This is a genomic window from Vibrio wakamikoensis (assembly GCF_050337275.1).
Classification (GTDB): Bacteria; Pseudomonadota; Gammaproteobacteria; order Enterobacterales; family Vibrionaceae; genus Vibrio; species Vibrio chaetopteri.
Genome location: NZ_JAKJST010000043.1, coordinates 22,419 through 43,268, shown reverse-complemented (window position 1 = coordinate 43,268; position 20,850 = coordinate 22,419). Strand labels below are relative to the sequence as shown.

14 protein-coding genes, 7 tRNA genes and 2 rRNA genes are annotated in these 20,850 nt (G+C 47.0%); 16 read left to right on the top strand and 7 right to left on the bottom strand.

Annotated features, from left to right (window positions below; translation table 11 throughout):
• From L4C42_RS21910 to L4C42_RS21895, 4 genes are all read left to right on the top strand, one after another.
• Positions 1-113: ribosomal RNA gene (locus L4C42_RS21910) — 23S ribosomal RNA — on the top strand; the annotation flags it as partial.
• A gap of 126 nt (positions 114-239) precedes the next feature.
• Positions 240-356: ribosomal RNA gene (gene rrf / locus L4C42_RS21905) — 5S ribosomal RNA — on the top strand.
• A gap of 40 nt (positions 357-396) precedes the next feature.
• Positions 397-473: transfer RNA gene (locus L4C42_RS21900), tRNA-Asp, on the top strand.
• Between the two features lie 90 nt (positions 474-563).
• Positions 564-640, top strand: a tRNA-Trp gene (locus L4C42_RS21895).
• Positions 641-924: 284 nt separating this feature from the next.
• On the opposite strand, the gene ilvY is transcribed toward L4C42_RS21895, so the two are convergent.
• Complete coding sequence (ilvY, locus tag L4C42_RS21890) at positions 925-1,815, bottom strand: HTH-type transcriptional activator IlvY (protein ID WP_353497453.1); 891 nt, start codon at positions 1,813-1,815, stop codon at positions 925-927.
• Positions 1,816-1,960: 145 nt separating this feature from the next.
• Between ilvY and ilvC the strand changes: the two genes are divergently transcribed.
• Positions 1,961-3,445: a ketol-acid reductoisomerase gene (gene ilvC / locus L4C42_RS21885; protein ID WP_418641813.1), complete on the top strand. Its 1,485-nt coding sequence runs from the start codon at positions 1,961-1,963 to the stop codon at positions 3,443-3,445.
• Positions 3,446-3,565: 120 nt separating this feature from the next.
• Here the strand turns inward: ilvC and ubiK are convergent, their stop codons facing one another.
• The 4 genes from ubiK to L4C42_RS21865 all read right to left on the bottom strand — a co-directional run bounded on the left by ubiK (position 3,566) and on the right by L4C42_RS21865 (position 8,791).
• Positions 3,566-3,817, bottom strand: coding sequence for a ubiquinone biosynthesis accessory factor UbiK (gene ubiK / locus L4C42_RS21880; RefSeq protein ID WP_042477776.1), 252 nt, complete (start codon positions 3,815-3,817; stop codon positions 3,566-3,568).
• Between the two features lie 142 nt (positions 3,818-3,959).
• On the bottom strand, positions 3,960-7,076 hold the full coding sequence (locus L4C42_RS21875; protein WP_353497452.1) for a multidrug efflux RND transporter permease subunit: 3,117 nt from the start codon (positions 7,074-7,076) through the stop codon (positions 3,960-3,962).
• Between the two features lie 11 nt (positions 7,077-7,087).
• Positions 7,088-8,194, bottom strand: a complete 1,107-nt coding sequence (locus L4C42_RS21870) for an efflux RND transporter periplasmic adaptor subunit (RefSeq protein WP_353497451.1) — start codon at positions 8,192-8,194, stop codon at positions 7,088-7,090.
• Positions 8,195-8,212: 18 nt separating this feature from the next.
• Positions 8,213-8,791, bottom strand: coding sequence for a TetR/AcrR family transcriptional regulator (locus L4C42_RS21865; RefSeq protein ID WP_353498627.1), 579 nt, complete (start codon positions 8,789-8,791; stop codon positions 8,213-8,215).
• A 181-nt stretch (positions 8,792-8,972) separates the two neighbouring features.
• Here L4C42_RS21865 and rep point away from each other — a divergent pair, with 181 nt between their 5' ends.
• Positions 8,973-10,991 (top strand): DNA helicase Rep, encoded by a 2,019-nt coding sequence (rep, locus tag L4C42_RS21860; RefSeq protein ID WP_353497450.1) that lies wholly within the window; start codon positions 8,973-8,975, stop codon positions 10,989-10,991.
• Positions 10,992-11,068: 77 nt separating this feature from the next.
• Here the strand turns inward: rep and L4C42_RS21855 are convergent, their stop codons facing one another.
• Positions 11,069-11,482 (bottom strand): c-type cytochrome, encoded by a 414-nt coding sequence (locus L4C42_RS21855; RefSeq protein WP_042501986.1) that lies wholly within the window; start codon positions 11,480-11,482, stop codon positions 11,069-11,071.
• A 296-nt stretch (positions 11,483-11,778) separates the two neighbouring features.
• Here L4C42_RS21855 and L4C42_RS21850 point away from each other — a divergent pair.
• From L4C42_RS21850 to L4C42_RS21805, 10 genes are all read left to right on the top strand, one after another.
• Positions 11,779-11,855, top strand: a tRNA-Arg gene (locus tag L4C42_RS21850).
• Between the two features lie 30 nt (positions 11,856-11,885).
• Positions 11,886-11,961 (top strand) — tRNA-His (locus L4C42_RS21845).
• A gap of 68 nt (positions 11,962-12,029) precedes the next feature.
• A tRNA-Pro gene (locus L4C42_RS21840) sits at positions 12,030-12,106 on the top strand.
• A gap of 43 nt (positions 12,107-12,149) precedes the next feature.
• Positions 12,150-12,225: transfer RNA gene (locus tag L4C42_RS21835), tRNA-His, on the top strand.
• A gap of 65 nt (positions 12,226-12,290) precedes the next feature.
• Positions 12,291-12,367: transfer RNA gene (locus L4C42_RS21830), tRNA-Pro, on the top strand.
• A 938-nt stretch (positions 12,368-13,305) separates the two neighbouring features.
• Positions 13,306-15,024 (top strand): dipeptide ABC transporter ATP-binding protein, encoded by a 1,719-nt coding sequence (locus L4C42_RS21825; protein WP_353497449.1) that lies wholly within the window; start codon positions 13,306-13,308, stop codon positions 15,022-15,024.
• Between the two features lie 85 nt (positions 15,025-15,109).
• A complete protein-coding gene (locus L4C42_RS21820; RefSeq protein ID WP_353497448.1) occupies positions 15,110-16,663 on the top strand; it encodes an ABC transporter substrate-binding protein in 1,554 nt (517 codons plus the stop codon).
• A 119-nt stretch (positions 16,664-16,782) separates the two neighbouring features.
• Positions 16,783-17,760, top strand: coding sequence for an ABC transporter permease (locus L4C42_RS21815; RefSeq protein ID WP_353497447.1), 978 nt, complete (start codon positions 16,783-16,785; stop codon positions 17,758-17,760).
• Positions 17,761-17,762: 2 nt separating this feature from the next.
• Positions 17,763-18,704 (top strand): ABC transporter permease, encoded by a 942-nt coding sequence (locus L4C42_RS21810; RefSeq protein ID WP_353497446.1) that lies wholly within the window; start codon positions 17,763-17,765, stop codon positions 18,702-18,704.
• Between the two features lie 111 nt (positions 18,705-18,815).
• Positions 18,816-19,817 (top strand): SPOR domain-containing protein, encoded by a 1,002-nt coding sequence (locus L4C42_RS21805; protein WP_353497445.1) that lies wholly within the window; start codon positions 18,816-18,818, stop codon positions 19,815-19,817.
• 3 nt (positions 19,818-19,820) lie between these two features.
• Here the strand turns inward: L4C42_RS21805 and L4C42_RS21800 are convergent, their stop codons facing one another.
• A complete protein-coding gene (locus L4C42_RS21800; protein ID WP_353497444.1) occupies positions 19,821-20,837 on the bottom strand; it encodes an acyltransferase in 1,017 nt (338 codons plus the stop codon).
• Positions 20,838-20,850: the final 13 nt, after the last annotated feature.

Genomic DNA, 20,850 nt, shown 5'->3' with positions numbered 1-20,850 from the left:
GCACTTTAAGTGTCCTAAAGGGTTGTTCGAGACTAGAACGTTGATAGGCAGGGTGTGTAAGCGTTGTGAGGCGTTGAGCTAACCTGTACTAATTGCCCGTGAGGCTTAACCATACAACACCCAAAGGGTTTTGATGGACTCAAAGCAAGAACAAATTGAATGTGTAGAGAACGCATTAACAGCTTTCCGGATTTATTGTTTTCAGATTTTCAGAAAATCTGAAGGCAAAACAGAATTTGCTTGGCGACCATAGCATTGTGGACCCACCTGATTTCCATGCCGAACTCAGAAGTGAAACGCAATAGCGCCGATGGTAGTGTGGGGCTTCCCCATGTGAGAGTAGGACATCGCCAGGCTTTGAATTTTGGACACTTGCAATAGCAAGTATGCCACTGCGGAGTGGTAGTTCAGTTGGTTAGAATACCGGCCTGTCACGCCGGGGGTCGCGGGTTCGAGTCCCGTCCACTCCGCCACTTATTAAGAAGCCTCGTCTAACGACGAGGCTTTTTTGAATCTAACGTGTTGATTTAAGAAATTAAATAGCATAGATTAGATAACACTTTAGGGGTGTAGCTCCAATTGGCAGAGCAGCGGATTCCAAATCCGCGTGTTGGGAGTTCGAATCTCTCCACCCCTGCCATATTCAAAGGCTCTGACTTAGGTCGGAGCCTTTTTCGTTTTTGCTTTTTCAAAGCAACGTGTTGGGAGCTGGGTCGCCAGCCCGGTCGAATCTCCGGAATGCCGACCCCTGCCATATTTAAAGCCTCGTCGAAAGACGGGGCTTTTTTACATCTGCTATATTCAAGGCTCTGACTTAGGTCAGAGCCTTTTTCGTATTTTTCTACTTATATCGTCCGTACACACTATATGCAGTCAACAGAACTATATGCAGTCAACAGATTTGTTGATGCGACCACTGCTGTACTAAGGCTGAATATAGACCTTCTCAGCGACTTTCCAAAATGCGGACAGCAGTGGGTTATCGAGGTTTGAGCGTTTACATACCACCCCTAACTTGAAGGGTTTGATAGGCTCCAGCTTTAGACGCTGGATCTTGTCCCGAACCGGACTGTTGACGATAACGACCTCTGGTGCAATGCCCACGCCACACCCCAGTGCCACCATACTAACAATGGCTTCATGACCCGATACCTGTGCATAGATGTTGGGCTTAATGCGCATTTTTTTAAACCATAGATTGGCTCTTTCGCGAGCGGTACCCGCTTCTGGGACTATAAACGGGATCTTATTCCAGTCTGGCATGCCATCAGCAAGTTCAGAGCCAAAGCTGCTGACCCCTGCTGGCGCGATGACAGATAGAGGGATCTCACTGATGGTCTCAAATTCCAACCTTGCAGGAAGCAGTTCGGGCAAAGCTGAGATAGCAATGTCGGTCTCATCGTTAATGACTTTATCTATTGCTTGCGCGGGATCGCCTGTTGAGAGCTCAAACTCGATATAGGGATAGAGCAGCCTAAACTCTGCCAATAGTTCGGGCAGATGGCTGTAACTTGCGGTGACCGAACAAAACAGTCGTAGCTTGCCGCGAAGTTCCTGTTCACCATGTTGGCTGTCTGATTGAAACTGTTGCCACTCACTCACAATGTTAACGGCGATCGGCAGTAATTTCTTGCCTGCAGGCGTTAGCTCTACTGAGCGGTTATCACGTAAGAACAGGCTTTGATGGGTGTCTTGTTCTAGCTTTTGAATCTGGCGACTCAGTGCAGAAGCACTGACATGCATCGCTGTTGCGGTTTTACTGAAGCTTTTACTCTCACAAAGGTGGATAAAAGCTTGAAGGCTTTTAATATTCATAACACTAAAGATATCGGTAGTTGCATTAATTGCAATAACAAATTGTGAATATATCACTTTAAGCAATTTGGTCTCTGTTTTAGTATGAAGTCATTCGATGATAAGCATCGACACTATGGACAGAATTCAACAGGAGAGCCCAACTATGGCTAACTATTTCAATACTCTTAACTTGCGTGAGCAATTAGACCAACTAGGTCGTTGTCGTTTTATGGATCGCTCTGAATTTGCTTCAGAAGCGGATTACCTAAAAGGTAAGAAAGTAGTCATTGTTGGTTGTGGTGCTCAAGGCCTAAACCAAGGCTTGAACATGCGCGATTCTGGCCTAGACGTGTCGTACGCACTTCGTCAGACTGCAATTGATGAGCAGCGTCAATCGTTCAAAAACGCGAAAGACAACGGCTTCGTTGTTGGTAGCTACGAAAACCTAATCCCTCAAGCTGACCTAGTTGTTAACCTAACTCCAGACAAGCAGCACACTAACGTGGTTGAGACGGTAATGCCGCTAATGAAAGAAGGCGCATCACTAGGTTACTCTCACGGCTTCAACATCGTTGAAGAAGGTATGCAAATCCGTAAAGACCTAACGGTTGTCATGGTTGCGCCTAAGTGTCCAGGTACAGAGGTTCGTGAAGAATACAAGCGTGGTTTTGGTGTTCCGACTCTTATCGCAGTTCACCCAGAAAACGATCCTCAAGGTGATGGTCTTGAAATCGCGAAAGCATGGGCAGCAGCAACAGGCGGCCACCGTGCAGGTGTTCTAGAGTCTTCATTCGTTGCTGAAGTTAAGTCTGACCTAATGGGTGAGCAAACTATCCTTTGTGGCATGCTACAAGCGGGTTCAATCGTATGTTACGAGAAGATGATTGCTGACGGTATTGACCCAAGCTACGCAGGTAAACTACTTCAGTTCGGTTGGGAAACTATCACGGAAGCACTGAAATTTGGTGGCATCACGCACATGATGGATCGCCTATCTAACCCAGCGAAAGTGAAGGCGTTTGACCTGTCTGAAGAGCTAAAAGACCTAATGCGTCCGCTTTACAACAAGCACATGGATGACATCATCCAAGGCGAATTCTCTAGCACTATGATGGCTGACTGGGCAAATGATGACGTGAACCTTCTAGGCTGGCGTGAAGAAACTGCTGAAACAGCATTCGAAAACTACCCATCATCTGATGTAGAAATTTCTGAGCAAGAATACTTCGACAACGGCATCCTAATGGTGGCTATGGTTCGTGCCGGTGTTGAGCTTGCGTTCGAAGCAATGACGGCATCTGGTATTATCGATGAGTCTGCATACTACGAGTCTCTACACGAACTACCACTGATTGCAAACACGATTGCACGTAAGCGTCTATACGAAATGAACGTAGTAATCTCTGATACTGCTGAATACGGCAACTACCTATTCGCTAACGTTGCAACCCCACTTCTTCGTGAGAAGTTCATGCCATCAGTAGGTACTGACGTAATCGGTAAAGGCCTAGGTGAGACATCTAACCATGTAGATAACGGCAAGCTAATCGAAGTAAACGACGTTATCCGCAACCACCCAGTTGAGTACATCGGTGAAGAGCTACGTGGCTACATGACAGACATGAAGCGCATCGCTGTAGGCGGCTAAGCCGACCATAAATTAGATAAAAAAGTAAACACAACATAGTAAAAGGGGCTACCAATCGGTAGCCCCTTTTTTTTGTCAGTGTCATTTGAGCTTAATGCTCGGAATGCAGCGAACAAATGGTTACTTGTCAGCTAGCTTTTGTTCTAGCTCGGCAAGCTTTTGTTCCATTTCCGTTAGCTTTTGGCGAGTACGAAGCAGTACTTGAGTCTGCACGTCAAACTCTTCACGGCTAACCACATCAAGCTTATTCAATTGGCCTTGAATCACTTGACGTACTTTCTGATCAACATCCGCACCAAGCTCTTTCACGGGTTGTGGCATAGAGTCGTGAATTTGCTTAGCAATCTGTTCAAGTTTCTTTGGGTCAAACATGTCTGGTAACTCCTTAAGTAATCCCACTATTCTATGTAATCCACCGAGCAATGTCGTTATTTAGCGTAATAAAAAAGGCCACAATGTGGCCTTTTTCTAATTACGTTATCTTCAATTAACAACGTAGAATCACATTAACTGTTTATACGCGATTCTCTTTGCATGCAGCTGAAGCTTCGTCAACTCGTGCAATTTTCTCTAAGTCTTTGTCTTCAACAAACACAGGTAGTGGCTTATGACGTTCTGCCAAGTAGGTGTAGATAACTGGCAGTACAAATAGCGTAAACAGCGTACCAATGGCAAGACCTGCAACGATTACGATACCGATACTAAAGCGTTGAGCCGCACCCGCACCTGATGCGTACATCAGTGGGATAAGACCTGCGATCATCGCCGCCGTTGTCATTAGGATTGGGCGAAGACGTACTTTCGCCGCTTCCATGACCGCTTCCATCTTGCTCTTCTTATGCAGAAGCTGCTCTTCTTTAGCTACCTCACAGATAAGAATACCGTGCTTGGTGATCAGACCGACTAGGGTAATCAAACCAACCTGCGAGTAGATGTTCATGGTCGCTGCGCCCCAAGCTAGAGCAATCAAGGCACCACAAATCGCTAACGGTACCGAGACCATGATAACGAATGGGTCTTTAATCGACTCAAACTGGATAGCCAGTACTAAGAAGATGATCGCCAGTGCCAGACCAAATGTTGCGTACAGTGCGCTACCTTCAGTTACGTACTGACGAGCTTCACCCATGTAGTCATGGTTGTAGCCGCTTGGCAGTTTGCTTTCTGCAATCGATTCAAACCATGCAATCGCATCACCCATCGCTACGCCTGGTGACGGTACCGCACCTACCGTTGCTGAGTTCAGCTGGTTGAAGTGAGGCAGTGAGCGAGGCTCTGCAACCACATCGATACTGATAAGGCTACCTAGTGGGATAGCTTGACCGTCGTCAGAGCGTACGAAGTACATGTTCATCGACTCTGGGTTTAGACGATACTTACGTTCAACCTGAGGAATTACCTCATACGAACGACCATTTAGGTCGATACGGTTGACGTAGCCATCGGCCATCATAGCACTCAGCGTAATACCGATATCTTGCATGGTCACGCCGTAGGCGCCAGCCATGTCCTTGTCGATATTGATTTTCATCGTCGCTGAGTCGTAGTTCAAATCCAGTGTTGAGTATACAAACTGTGGGTTTTGCTGTACGTCACTCCAGATATCAGTCGCGATAGTAAACAAGCTCTCAAAGCTGTTTGGTGTCGTGATAACAAACTGAATAGGCAGACCTGAACCTGCACCAGGAAGCTCAGGCATCTGGAACGCAGTCACAGCCATACCTGGTACTTCAGCGACAAGAGCACCTACACGGTTCGCCACTTCAGCTTGGCTTGCTTCACGTTGACTCCACGGCACCATTGACGCAATACCAAATGCTTGGTTTGAGTTAGGAACACCAGTAAACACCTGTGCAAACGCCACTTCCGGCTGATCGCTCAGAATTTTGTTCACATCGTTCATGGTGTTTTGTAGATAGTCTAGGTTCGCATTCGACGGACCAGTACCCATCAACATCACTACGCCTTTATCTTCCGATGGTGCAAGTTCACTTGGAATGAACTTGAACAGCATAGGGAGAGAGGCAAACACGATGATCGCAAAGCCGATAATAACCGGACGGTGCAGCATAACTGCCGTTAGCATTTTCTCGTAGCGAGCGGTCATGCGATCAAGTACATGATGTACTTTTTCCTCGAAACGGTTTGGTGTCTCGTTCGCTTTGAGTAGCTTCGAACACATCATTGGCGATAGCGTCAATGCGATGATACCGGAGACAAATACCGACCCCGCCAGCGTCAGGGCAAACTCTTTAAACAGCGAGCCTGTGATACCACCCATCAAAGCGATCGGCGCATATACTGCACCCAATGTAAGTGTCATTGCGATAACCGGTACCGCAATCTCACGTGTACCAATGATGGCTGCACGGAACGGTGACTCACCTAGTTTGATGTGACGGTCGACGTTCTCAAGAACAACGATCGCATCATCTACTACCAGACCGATAGCCAGTACCATCGCCAGCAGCGTCATCAGGTTCCATGAGAAGCCAATCGCCTGCATCACCATCGCTACACCAATCAGGGATAGCGGGATAGTTACGATAGGGATCAGTACCGCACGGAACGAACCTAGGAATAGAGTGATAACCACCAGTACGATTAATGCCGCTTCAAGGATGGTTTTGATAACCTCTTGAATCGATTCGTTGATCGCTACTGTTGAGTCATACATCACGTTCATTTTGATGTTGCTTGGTAGGTTCTTCTCAAGCTGAGGAAGAAGTTCAAGCACATCGGCTGCAATGTTGATCGGGTTAGCACTTGGTGCCGCGTTGATCGCTGCTACTACCGCTTCTTGGCCGTTCGCACTTGCGCGGTATACGTCGTGACTTTTCTCAAGCGTCACTTTTGCGATGTCACCTAAGCGAATCACTTGACCGTCACTTGAGCTCACAACAAGGTTCTTTAGCTCTTCTGTGTTCGATACCTGAGTATCGGCGCTGCCGTTATACAGAACGAACTCACCCGTTGCTTGACCCGTTGCAGACTGATAGTTGTTGGCATTCAGAACGTTCATTACGTCCGATGCCGTCATCTTCAGTGCGGCCATTTTCAGTGGGTCTAGCCATACGCGTAGTGCGTATTTCATACCACCATACATATCCACTTTCGATACGCCGTTGACGGTAAATAGCTGCGGGTTGATTACACGCTCTAGGTAGTCGGTAATCTGACTCGACGCCAACTCATCACTGGTAAAGCCGATATAAAGTACCGCGGTTGTCGAACCCGTCGACATGGTTACCGTAGGGTCTTCAGACTCTTTAGGAAGCTGAGAACGAACCGAGTTGGTCTTTGCCAGAATATCTGACAGCGCCGCATTCGGATCTGTATTGAGCTTCATGTTTACCGTAATTGTCGACTTACCAAGCACCGATTGCGATGTCATATAGTCGATGTTGTCGGCTTGTGCCACCGCTTGCTCTAGGGGCTGAGTAATAAAGCCCTGCACCAAGTCGGCACTCGCACCGTAGTAGCTGGTTGTCACTGTGACAACCGTATTCGTCATTTCTGGGTATTCACGTACCTGCATCTTGAATACGGCTTGCAAACCAAGCAAGGCAATCAAGAAACTGATCGATACCGCAAGAACAGGACGTTTTATGAAAATATCAGTAAAACGCATTTTGCCTCCAATTACAGCATCGGTGTCTCAGCTGGTGGGACAGTTGCATCACTTTCCACCACTTTAACTTTCACGTCGTTACTCAGACGAACCTGACCAGAGGTAACAATGATGTCATCTGGGCTCACGCCTTCTAGGATGTGGGCGATATCGCCAGTACGCTCACCAACTTTAACGACTTGCTGCTTAACGCGCTTCTCGCCATCAACATCAGTCACGACATAAACGTTGTCGCCGTATAGCGTAAACGTGATAGCAGTTTGCGGTAGCGTCACTTGGTTCTCTAGCTTAGGCAGAATGATGTTCGCACGAGCGAACATACCGCTACGCAGTTTGCCATCGTTGTTTGGAATGTCTGCTTGAACTTGGATCAGACCACTTTGGATGCTAACCGCAGGTTCAATCGCAGAGATAGAGCCTTTAAATGGTTGGTTTGGATATGCATCAACAAAGATGTCGACATCTTGGCCAATCGAAACGCGAGAGAAATCTGTCTGAGGAACAGTAAAACGCAGCTTCATTAGGCTAGTGTCTTCAAGACGCACGATGTCGTCACTTGGTTGTAGGTATTGACCAAGGAATACGTTACGGATACCAACAACACCAGAGAATGGCGCTTTGATCTCACGGCGGTCAATCTGAGCTTTCAAGCTTTCGATATCCGCGGATAGAGAGAAGTAGCTCGCTTCGGCATCATCGTAAGCTTCACGAGAGATAGAGCCTTTCTTGTAAAGACCTTGGTAACGCTCGTACTTTGCTTTCGCTGCAGGTAGACGCGCCTGTGAACTTTTAAGGTTCGCTTTTTCTACGTCTGAGTCCAGAGATACCAGCAATTGACCCTTTTCAACCATAGAGCCAGATGCAAACGAGATATTGCTGATCACACCACTCGTTTCTGAAGTCAGCGTGACACCTTGGTTAGGTTCTACGAAACCGATGGCTTCGATAACTGGTACCCAATCTACAGGTTTAACAGTGGTCACGGTGACTGGAAACTCAGGCTCCGGGCGGTTAGCTAAATACTCAGCAATTTTCTGTTGCTTGAACAGGTTGAAACCTATCACACTGCCGAACAGCAGTATTGCGATAAGTAGCATGAAAAATGTCCACTTTTTCATTCTAACGAGAACTCCACATTAGTGTTTAATAATTGCATCCCAACTTGCTTCAATCGCAGCTTCCAGCGATGCATCATCAAGTTGATACAGACCCAGAGCATGCTTGCGAGCAAGCGATACGCTTGCTTCTAAGCTTAGTCCAGACAGAATTTCATTATCGAGGTTTTTGAAAACCCCTTGTTTCTTTCCTTCGTTGAATAGGTTATCCACTTGGGCAAACATTTTTCGTTCCTGTTCCCGAGTTTCATAACTATTTTTTGAAGGAATCGAATCGTATTGGACGCGAGTCTTTAACGAGTCGATATTGGAGGCTGCTACCCGCCAAATGTTTAACCACATGGTGCGATACTGCTCCTTGAGCGGTTTGTCCGCATCCACGCCTTCTTGTACTGCCTTCGCCATGCGAGACACCACAAACTGTCGTAGCTCTTCTAAAAGATGGTCCTTATCATCGAAGTATCGATAAATTGTGCCGGCTGCGACACCTGCTCTATTGGCGAGTTTTTGCATCGACACGCCCTGTATCCCAACTTCGGCGACCATTTTTTGCGCCGCTTCTAGGATTTGCAGTCGTTTGTCGTTGGTATTGATTGCCATCATTAGCCATCCGCTTATCAGTGAATGAACGTTCATTCATTATAAAACAATCTGGGCATATTTGTGCAACTTATTTTTTAACCTTCTTTTATAAAGGTTAAAAAAACCTACGGGACATGGCATTGTCTGCATTCGCAGTCTATTATGTGCGCGTTACAAAACTTCACTAGTGAGCACTTCAATGAAGCTAAATCCGCAGCAAGATATGGCGGTTAAATACGTCTCTGGTCCATGTCTGGTTCTTGCCGGCGCAGGGTCGGGTAAAACCCGCGTGATTACTAATAAGATAGCCTACCTAGTACAAAACTGCGGGTATAAGGCGAGAAATATCGCTGCGGTGACGTTTACCAATAAAGCTGCGCGCGAAATGAAAGAGCGTGTAGGGCAAACCTTAGGAAAGAATGAATCAAAAGGCTTGATGGTATCGACGTTCCATACCATGGGGCTGAATATTATCCGCCGCGAGTACAAAGCGCTGGGTTTGAAAGCTGGCTTCTCTCTATTCGACGATCAGGATCAGATGGCTTTGCTCAAAGAGCTGACAGAAAAGCAGCTTGATGGCGATAAAGATTTGTTGCGCTTGCTACTGAGTTCCATATCGAACTGGAAAAACGACCTGCTCACTCCTGAGCAGGTCAAAGGCAGTGCGCGATCAGAGCAAGAGCAGTTATTTGCTTACTGTTTTGAGATGTACCAAATCCAGATGAAAGCTTACAACGCGCTCGATTTTGATGATCTGATTGCGTTGCCAGTGATTTTGCTTAAAACCAACCAAGAAGTGCGCGAACGCTGGCAAAAACGCATTCAGTATTTGCTGGTGGATGAGTATCAAGATACCAATACCAGCCAGTATGAGCTGGTTAAGCTGCTTGTTGGCGAGCGAGCTCGTTTTACCGTGGTAGGCGATGACGATCAGTCTATCTATTCATGGCGCGGTGCTAAGCCTCAGAACTTGGTTCTGCTTAACAAAGATTTCCCAAATCTTAAAGCGGTGATGCTCGAGCAGAACTATCGTTCAACGAGTCGAATTCTGCGTGCGGCGAATATCTTGATTGCTAACAACCCACACGTTTTCGAGAAATCACTGTTCTCAGAGATCCCTGATGGCGAAAAGCTCAAGGTACTCAAAGCCAAGAATGAAGAACATGAGGCAGAGCGCGTTACGGGCGAGCTTATTGCACACCGCTTTGTTAATCGCACCGATTATCGTGATTATGCCGTCTTATATAGAGGCAACCATCAATCGCGCTTGATTGAAAAGGCGTTGATGCAAAACCGAGTACCTTACAAGATCTCGGGTGGCACCTCGTTTTTTGCTCGTGCCGAAATCAAAGACATCATGGCTTACCTGCGTGTGTTGGTGAACCCGGACGATGACAATGCATTCTTGCGCATCGTCAATACGCCGCGTCGAGAAATTGGACCGGCGACATTGGAGAAGCTGGGTAGCTACGCCAATATGCGTAGCAAGAGCCTGTTCGAAGCCAGTTTTGAGTTGGGGCTAGAGCAGCACCTAACTGGTCGGGGGCTTGAGAATCTGCGTCGCTTTACTCAATGGATAGTGACCATTGGCGACAATGCCGAGCGTGGAAACACAGTAGAAGCTGTGCGCGCCTTAGTTCGTGATATTAATTACGAAGACTGGCTCTACGAGACTTCATCAAGCGCAAAAGCAGCAGAAATGCGCATGAAGAACGTGTCGGATCTCTATTCCTGGATTGTCGCAGACTTAGAGGGCGACAATTACGATAAAGAAGAGAAGACACTTAAAGAGGTGGTTCAGCGCCTTACTTTGCGTGACATGATGGAGCGCGGTGAAGAAGATGATGATAGCGACGCTGTTCAACTTATGACTCTGCATGCCTCAAAAGGCTTGGAGTTCCCTTATGTCTATTTGATTGGATCGGAAGAGGGGATTTTGCCGCATCAAACCAGTATTGATGAGGACAACGTCGAGGAAGAGCGCCGACTTATGTATGTGGGTATCACGCGGGCACAAAAAGAGCTGACATTTACTATTTGTAAAGAGCGCCGTCAGTTTGGTGAGCTCATCAAACCCGAGCATAGTCGTTTCCTAGATGAGCTTCCATTTGATGATGTCGATTGGGAGCAATCCAAAAAGCCAGTCTCTGCCGAAGAGCGGATGCAAAAAGGCCAAGCGCACATTGCCAATATTCGTGCGATGTTCAATAAGAAGTAACGACATTTTGCACTCTATATAAAGAAGGGGCTCACTGGTTAGTGAGCCCCTTCTTTATATAGAGTGCTTTTTCTGAATTACAGACCAGCAATCATGTGCTCGATAGCATCGATGATTTCTTGATCCGAACAATCCATACAAGAGCCTTTTGCTGGCATTGCGTTAAAGCCGTTGATTGCGTGATCCGCTAGCACGTCTTTGCCTTGTGCAATACGCGGAGCCCAATCACCCGCATCACCCGTTTTCGGTGCACCACTCACCCCAATTGAGTGACAAGCTGTACAGAAGGTGTTGTAAACAGTTGCACCATCGCGTGGACCAGTCGGCTCTGCAGCAACTGGCTCGCTGCCGGCTAAGTAAACACCACCAACAGGTTTAATACGCTCTGCGATAGCGTCATATTCTTCTTGGCTCACATCCGCTGCAAAAGAGGCAGTAGAAAAAGTTAGTGCAGCGACCAACACAGTTAAGATTCGACGAGACATATCCATTAAACTCACTTTACTATCCAACAAGGTAGCAAGTCGGTGCTTGCTATTCATTTATACGATTTTATTCTGCTTGCTGATCTAACAGCTGTTAAATCAATGTAAACATTGGGTGATTATATCCTGTTAACTTGTTGCAATAAACCACAACTTTTCAGCTTCACGGGGTGAATCACATCGTCAAGCTACTATTTTCGGTACCAAAGTGCTGAAAAAGACAACAAACGAGAAAAAAAGTTGAAAAAGTACTTTACGACATAGTGTGATATCCGTATTATTCCCATCCGCCGATAGGGCATGCGCCCGTAGCTCAGCTGGATAGAGCGTTGGCCTCCGGAGCCAAAGGTCGAAGGTTCGAATCCTTTCGGGCGTGCCATCCGGATATAATTATTGGCAACAAATAGTGGTGGCTATAGCTCAGTTGGTAGAGCCCTGGATTGTGATTCCGGTGGTCGCGAGTTCGAATCTCGTTAGCCACCCCATTATTTCGGTGACTTTTGTCTCCTGTTTTGATTTAATCGAAACGAAATCGTTCTGAAAAGAACATCGTCGGTGAATAGCGCAGCTTGGTAGCGCATCTGGTTTGGGACCAGAGGGTCGGGGGTTCGAATCCCTCTTCACCGACCACTATTTTAGTTATCGTATTAACGGTGACAAAACAAAATTTGTGGTGGCTATAGCTCAGTTGGTAGAGCCCTGGATTGTGATTCCGGTGGTCGCGAGTTCGAATCTCGTTAGCCACCCCATTAATTTTGGTAGCCTTTCAAATTAAAGTGCTCCCCTTTACGTTGCAAAGCGTAATAAAAATTGTCGGTGAATAGCGCAGCTTGGTAGCGCATCTGGTTTGGGACCAGAGGGTCGGGGGTTCGAATCCCTCTTCACCGACCACCATTCAAGGCCTTGTCGAAAGACAAGGCCTTTTTCGTATGTGTTTTCATAAGTTTAGGAAAGCCCATGCGGGTGGGAGGCTAGGTGGCCAGTCCCATGGAAGCCCTGCCGTCGAGTGTCGAACCAATCACATCCCTCTACCGACCACTATTCGAAAGCCTCGTCAAAAGACGGGGTTTTATCGTTTTCGATGGTTGGAAAACTCCGAAGTGGCGTAGGTGAGTGAACTCAGGAGAGCTAATGAGCTCGATTTCATGACTTTCGCTAGTCTGGTTTCATATGATTGCTGTGATTAAAACGCGAAAGCTTACTCTTCTAGGTACTATTTCTTTCTATAAATAGCCTGATGTGTCTCTTGGAGTAGGCTGAATAACATTTCTACGATTCTTGTGAGATAAGAAATGGTGCTTCGCTCTGCGTTTTCTGGAAAAGCTAGAGTTTTGTTCATAATGATAGCACTGACTATGTTGCAATTTAATGTAGAGTAAAATGTTGCTCACTTTCAAAATCTGAGCATTTAGGCTAGGAAGTGTGATTAAGATCTAGACTTTAGTTCTGCAAATGACTTTGTGACAAAATTTATGTTTCCATGGTGTTAAAATCATTGTGGAATAACTATTCGAAGCTGGTTAGTTATTAATGTGGCTAATATCGTGATGTGTAGCGATTTATGATCGTTTTTTAGTGGGTTTTATTGGTGCTACATCAAGTTTTTCAATAGGTCTTACCATTGCTATATGTAGTTAATGTGCATAAATATTCGTTTATACTGCTTTAGATTTGCCTGAATTCGAATTTTTATCCTATTTTTGTTGCTTTTCTGTGAAAGATTTGCCAAATTGATGCACTTGTAATTAGTCAGCAGAAAATGCTGTCTAAGAATGGATTCAATTTTTCAGACAGGGGCAGAAAACTGCCAAAGCAGTAGAGGTCTGGTAATGTCATTATTAGAAGTTAAAGATCTTCGTATCGAATACCCATCTCGCCATGGGGTACATGCCGCGGTTAAAAATTTGTCGTTCAATATTGAGCGCGGCGAAATTGTTGGTGTTGTGGGTGAGTCTGGTGCAGGTAAATCGACCGTAGGTAATGCGGTCATTGATTTGCTATCACCTCCAGGAACGATCGCTGGTGGCGAAGTGTTCTTGGATGGAGAGAAAATCTCCGGTCTATCTCCTGAACAGATGCGAAAAGTTCGTGGCTCAAAAATCGGGTTTATTTTCCAAGACCCAATGACCTCACTTAATCCACTCTTCACGGTTGAGCAACAATTAAAAGAGACCATCCACGCCAATATGAAGGTGACGGATGAGCAAGCCTATGAGCGCTCGCTTAACCTAATGAAGCAAGTGGGTATCCCACAACCAGAAAACCGTCTTAAACAATACCCACACCAGTTCTCTGGTGGTATGCGTCAGCGTGTGGTTATCGCTATCGCGCTAGCGGGAGAGCCTGAGCTAATCATTGCTGATGAGCCAACCACGGCACTGGATGTATCAATTCAAGATCAAATCTTAGGTTTGATTCGCGACCTGTGCATTAAGAACAACGTGGGTTGTATGCTAGTTACGCATGATATGGGTGTGGTTTCTAACGTGACTGACCGGGTGGCGGTAATGTATCGCGGTGACCTGGTTGAGTTTGGTGCGACTAAGAAAGTACTGGGTGACCCTGATCATCCATATACACGTAGCCTGATTTCTGCGGTTCCTCGTTCAGACATGAAACTGGATCGCTTCCCGCTGGTTAGTTACATCGAAGAAGCTCAAGAAATGGAGCCGCTTGATGTAAAAAACCACTGGCTAGGTCAAAGCCAAGATCACCGTGACTACACCGGTCCACTCCTTAACGTAGAGAACGTAAACCTTCGCTTTGTGACCAAAGATTCTTTGTTCGAAAGCCGTCGTGAGTACGTTCAGGCGTCGAACAACGTGAGCTTTGAGGTTCATGAGGGCGAGACATTTGGTCTGGTGGGTGAGTCAGGTTCTGGTAAATCAACCATTGCTCGCGTTATCGCGGGTCTGTACGCGCCAAACTCAGGCAAAGTGACCTTTGAGGGTATCGACTTAACCTCACTTAAGTCGGAGAAAGAGCGCCGTCCAATGCGTCGTCAGATGCAGATGGTGTTCCAAAACCCATACACCTCAATGAACCCGCGTATGAAGATCTACGACATCATCGCTGAGCCAATTCGTTTCCACAAACTGACCGCAAACGAGTCAGAAACCAAACAGATTGTTGAAGATCTGCTTGAGCACGTGGGGCTTGGTAAGATGGCGGGTGTGAAGTATCCGCATGAGTTCTCCGGTGGTCAGCGTCAGCGTATTTCTATCGCGCGCGCACTGGCAACGCGTCCACGTCTATTGATTTGTGATGAGCCTACATCAGCCCTTGATGTATCGGTTCAGGCGCAGATTTTGAACTTACTTAAAGACCTTCAGCAAGAGCTGAACCTCACCATGCTGTTCATCAGTCACGATTTGCCGGTTATCCGTCAGATGTGTGATCGAGTGGGTGTAATGCAGATGGGTACGCTACTGGAAGTGGCACCAACCGAGCAATTGTTTACCGACCCACAACACGAATACAGCCAACACCTGATTTCCTTGATGCCTGAATTTACAGGTTTAAGAGAAGAAGTAGTAAAAACGGCGTAAGCCAAATAAGTTCCTAATGGAAATATAAGCAGAAGCAAACACAACAAAAAGGGATCCGGATCCCCGCATGAAGGAGTTATGCACAATGAAAACCATGAAAAGTAAATTAGCAGTGGCTTTGATGGCAGCTGGCCTGAGCTTTAGCGCTGCAGCGGCAAACATCACCGTAGCATACGACGCTGACCCAGTAACGCTTGATCCACAAGAGCAGCTATCTGGCGGTGTGATGCAGCTTTCACACATGGTATTTGACCCACTAGTACGTTTTAACCAAGACATGGAATTTGAGCCTCGTTTGGCTGAGTCTTGGGATCGTGTCGACAACGAAACTATGCGTTTCAACCTACGTAAAGGTGTTAAGTTCCACTCTGGTAACGAGCTAACGGCTGACGACGTAGTATGGACATTTGCGCGTCTTAAGAAGTCTGCTGACTTTAAAGGTATCTTTGCGCCGCTAGTATCACTGACTAAAGTTGACGACTACACCATCGAAATCAAGACTGACGGTACTTACCCGCTAGTTGAGAACGTGGCAACGTACATCTTCCCAATGGACAGCAAGTTCTACTCAGGTACAGCGGCAGACGGTACAGACAAAGGCGAAATCGTTAAGCACGGTAACTCTTTTGCTTCTACTAACGTTTCTGGTACTGGCCCATTCACGGTCAAATCACGTGAGCAAGGCATCAAGGTTGAGTTTGAGCGTAACCCTAACTACTGGGATACCGCATCAAAAGGTAACGTTGATAACCTAACACTTGTACCAATCAAAGAAGCAGCAACGCGTGTAGCAGCACTTCTTTCTGGCGACGTAGACATGATTGCTCCAGTAGCACCAAACGACTACAAACGTGTGGATAGCGCGAGCAACATCAACCTATACACTATGCCTGGTACGCGTGTAATCACGTTCCAAATGAACCAAAACAGCAACGAAGCGCTGAAAGACGTTCGCGTTCGTCAAGCTATCGTTCACGCCATCAACAACGAAGGTATTGCTAAGAAGATCATGAAAGGTGCTGCGACACCTGCAGGTCAGCAAAGCCCAGTTGGTTACGCGGGTTACAACGAAGAGCTAACACCACGCTACGACCTGAAGAAAGCGAAAGAGCTAATGAAGGAAGCGGGTTACGAGAACGGCTTTACGCTATCTATGATGGCGCCAAACAACCGTTACGTGAACGATGACAAGATTGCTCAAGCTGCGGCAGCAATGCTGTCTAAGATCGGCATCAAGGTTGATCTGAAGACAATGCCTAAAGCGCAATACTGGCCAGAGTTTGATAAGTGTGCAGCAGACATGATGATGATCGGCTGGCACCCAGATACAGAAGATTCAGCGAACTTCACAGAGTTCCTAACAATGACTCGTGATGAAACAACGGGTCGTGGTCAGTACAACTGTGGTCACTACTCTAACCCAGAAGTGGACAAGATTGTTGCTGCATCTAACTCTGAGACAGACCTAGCGAAGCGAAGCGCGATGCTTAAGCAAGTTGAAGCAACGCTATACGATGAAGCGGCGTTTGTTCCTCTACACTGGCAAGATCCATCATGGGCAGCGAAGTCTAACGTTGAGATTGGCCCAATCATCAACGGCATGAACTTCCCATACTTTGGTGATCTAGTCGTTAAGTAAGCGGCACTCTCTCGCTGAGTAAGCGACAGATAATCGCGCTCTGCTTTGTTCAGCGAGCAGAGCGCGTTTTTTTAGGCTGAACGAAATTTTTAATGTAATGGATACATAAGGGGCAAGGAATGTTTTCGTTTCTGGTCAAGCGCCTGTTTCAGGCACTGATAGTGATGTTTGTGATCAGTTTGGTGGCGTTTGCCATTCAGGATAACCTGGGCGACCCGTTGCGTGAACTTGTAGGTCAGTCGGTTTCAGAAGCAGAGCGTCAAGCGATGCGAGATGAAATGGGCCTCAACGATCCCTTCATTACGAAATACGCGCGTTTTCTTGGTAACGCGGTACAAGGTGATTTAGGTAACTCATACTTCTTCAAGCGCCCTGCGGTTGAAGTGATTGCGAGCAAATTAGTGGCGACGCTAGAGCTGGTACTGGGTGCCACGTTAATCATAATCTGTTTATCTATCCCTCTTGGGGTCTACTCTGCAATTAACCCGAAGAGTTTCTTTACCAAAGTTGTGATGGCAGGCAGTAGCATCGGTATCTCGATCCCTGTTTTCCTAACCGCAATCATGTTGATGTATGTCTTCTCTATCGAACTAGGCTGGCTCCCGTCCTACGGACGAGGTGAAACCGCAAACTGGTTTGGTTGGGACTCTGGCTTCCTAACGCTTGATGGTCTGGCGCATCTAGTGCTGCCATGTATCGCACTGGCTTCCATTATGTTGCCGCTGTTTATTCGTCTAGTGCGCGCAGAAATGCTAGAAGTGCTGAGCTCTGAATACATCAAGTTTGGTAAGGCGAAAGGTCTAGCGCTGCATAAGATCTACTACCAACACGCTCTTAAAAACACCATGCTGCCGGTATTGACGGTAGGTGGCGTACAAATCGGTACTATGGTGGCGTATACCATTCTAACCGAAACAGTATTCCAGTGGCCTGGTACAGGCTTCCTTTTCCTTGAGGCAATCAACCGTGTAGATACGCCACTTATTACTGCGTACGTTATCTTTGTAGGTCTTATCTTCGTTGTGACGAACACTATTGTCGACCTGCTATACGGCCTGATTAACCCAACTGTAAACCTAACTGGTAAAGGAGCATAACCATGACACAAGCAGTACAAACTGTTCCTTCACGTTGGGAGCGTTTCAAACAATCGGATTTTCTGTATTACTTTAAGCGCGACAAGGTTGCGATGACGAGTTTCACTGTCTTTATGGTGATTCTAGTGATGTCGTTGGCCTCGCCGTTGATTGCACCGCATAACCCGTATGATCTCAGTACCATCGACATTATGGATGCCGAGTTGCCACCATCTTGGATGGAAGACGGCGACGCAACCTTCCCGCTGGGTACCGATGAGCAAGGTCGTGATATTCTGTCGACGATTCTTTACGGCTCTCGTCTATCACTAACGATTGGCTTTGCTGCTGTAGGTCTTCAGCTACTTCTAGGTACCGTTATTGGTCTGTCAGCGGGTTACTTCGGTGGTCGTGTTGATAGCTTCCTAATGCGCTTTGCTGACGTTCAGCTATCGTTCTCAACCATGATGGTGGCGATCATTGTTTCGGCTATCTTTAAGGCGAGCTTTGGCAGCGAGTTCTTCAGTCAATATGCGGTGCTGATGCTGGTGGTGATCATCGGTATTGCCGAATGGCCACAGTATGCGCGTACCATCCGTGCTTCGGTACTGGCTGAGAAGAAGAAAGAGTACGTGGAAGCGGCGCGCGTGATGGGCTTTAAAGCACCACGCATCATGTTCCGTCACATTCTGCCAAACTGTTTGTCGCCAATCTTAGTTATCTCAACAGTACAGGTGGCGAACGCGATCATGTCAGAAGCAGCGCTGTCGTTCCTTGGACTTGGTCTACCGGTTGACCAACCGTCGCTGGGTGCACTTATCAGTATCGGCTTCAAGTACATCTTCTCGGGTGCTTGGTGGATCACGGCGTTCCCAGGCCTGGTTCTGATCACTTTAGTACTAGTAATCAACCTATTAGGTGACTGGTTACGTGATGTATTTAACCCGAAAATCTACAAAGGGTGATCGAGAGAGATTGATTTTTAAACCCAATCCTCACTACACTAAGAGTCGCAAATGATTGCGACTCTTTTTATTTGTGTCGCAAATTCCAGATGAAGTGTTCAGGGGATAGGTATGGGCTCTTTCGGCAGAGTTAAGGGATTAGCAAGCGTTTCATCACGCTGGCTGCGTAGTAGTGTTCTGCTCGGGGTATTGACTGTGTCGACGAACGTATTGGCAGACGATGCTCTGTGTGATGCTAGCCAAGCTTCTACGAATCAACTCCCAGTGTTAGCGGAAAACTGCCCCATCGGCAGTGGGGTTTGGGGTAGCACAGTTCCGGAGTCTAAAGACGCTGTTTATTGGATTCAATGTGGGATACTCGAGACGCCGATGCCTCTTGAGCAGGCAATGCCACTGTACTCGGAGATATCCTCCGATGTCTGGATGCTGCCACAGCAGAGCAGTTACCGCTGTTTGATTGGCCCTTACACCGATGTGAATAAAGCCAAGCGGGACTTAATCGAGGTTAAAGGAGTAAGCGGCTACGGAGATGCATTTATTCGTGTGGTTGAGCGCAGCGGGAAGATGGTGAGCGCTTCGTCTTCCTCCGTTGCCAAGCCCTCCAACCCTACCGGTGTAAAAGCCGCCTTCAGTAAACCACAAGCATCTGAGAAAACCCTTGCCCTTAAGCCTCAGTCTGGCCAAGACAAGTCCCAACCAACACCTCAATCCCAATCGACAGCGCCAAAACCTGCCAAGAAAGCGACAACCATTCCAGCACTGCCTACAACCAAGTCTTTTTCTCTCTCCGTTCGACTCTCTACACAGGTCGATGGCAAACGCTATGCTGTTCCTTACCTCTCGGGCGGTGACCATCAGTTCTATATGGAGCATGATAAGGCTTGGAATCGTTTAAGCTACAACAGCGCCATTAAGGTATGCAGCGATCTCGATATGCATTTAGTGAGCAACAGTGAGTGGCAAGCACTTGTTGGTTCCAAGGTCATGAACAACAACCAGTGGCCGATGCAAATGCCGTATTGGGGAGATGGTCAGAAGGGACTATTTACCAACGGCAAGGTGTCACCGCTTAAAGGTAACACCTTGCTGAACGTGGTGTGTGTCGGGAAGTAAACGTTATGGCAGCAACCAGCGAGTTTTTGCGCTGCGAGCGAGCAGCCAGCTGGTGGCCAGCGCCAAACTGCCGCTGATGATGACCCAGAAAGGGATCATATAAATCGGGTGTCCATGGTGCAGTCCTAGCTCATTCATCGGCCATAAAAACAGCGGGTGCAGAATATAGATACCTAAACTGTATTGACTGATAAAGCTCACCACCTTCTTCACTTTTGGTTTTAGATTGTCCGCATATGCCTTACAGACAATGAAAATCATACTTGCCGCGAGAACTGTATTCAGCGTCTTGTATGAGAACCAGCGGCCGACATAATAGCGGTCGGCTTCAATACTGCCTTGCACCACCATGTAGCTGCTTAGTGCCATCGCACCAACGCCAAGGATGACGGAAATCACCACCACGCCGCGACTGGCAGGCAGCTTTTGATACAAAATGTAGCCCAGTGGCAGCAATCCCATATACAGCCAGAACTGCTCACTCCAAGGGCCATCTATACGCATCAAGAATAGCAGGGTCGTCAATAACCAGAGCCCTGTGAACGCATAAAGCGCCCCATCGTCGAATTTACGAACGAAGATTTGCAGAAACGGAATAGCTGCGTAAAGTGGGATGAAGTAGTAAAAAAATCCCAGGTGGTAATAAGTTTGGTGATGATAACTCTCAGCGAGTACCTCTTTTACCGTTTCGCCATTAAAACCTTCAATCGTCCAGCCTGACAAATAGGCGTAAAACAGCGACCACATTAAAAATGGGATCAGCACTTTGCCTAATCGGCGCGATAGGTAGTATTTAAGATCGAAAGGGCGCGTATCATTAAGCATGAGAGCGCCAGTGATAAGGATAAACACTGGTACTGCCCAGCGGCTAAAACCATTAAAGGTGATCGCTGTTACCCATTCGCCCATTGGGATTTGTCCAAGTTCATGACGGTAAGGCCCAAGCGCATGAATGATGATCACCGCCAGCGCCGCCACACAGCGCATCGCATCAAAGAAATAAACGTGTTTTTTGTCCATTAACAACTCCTTA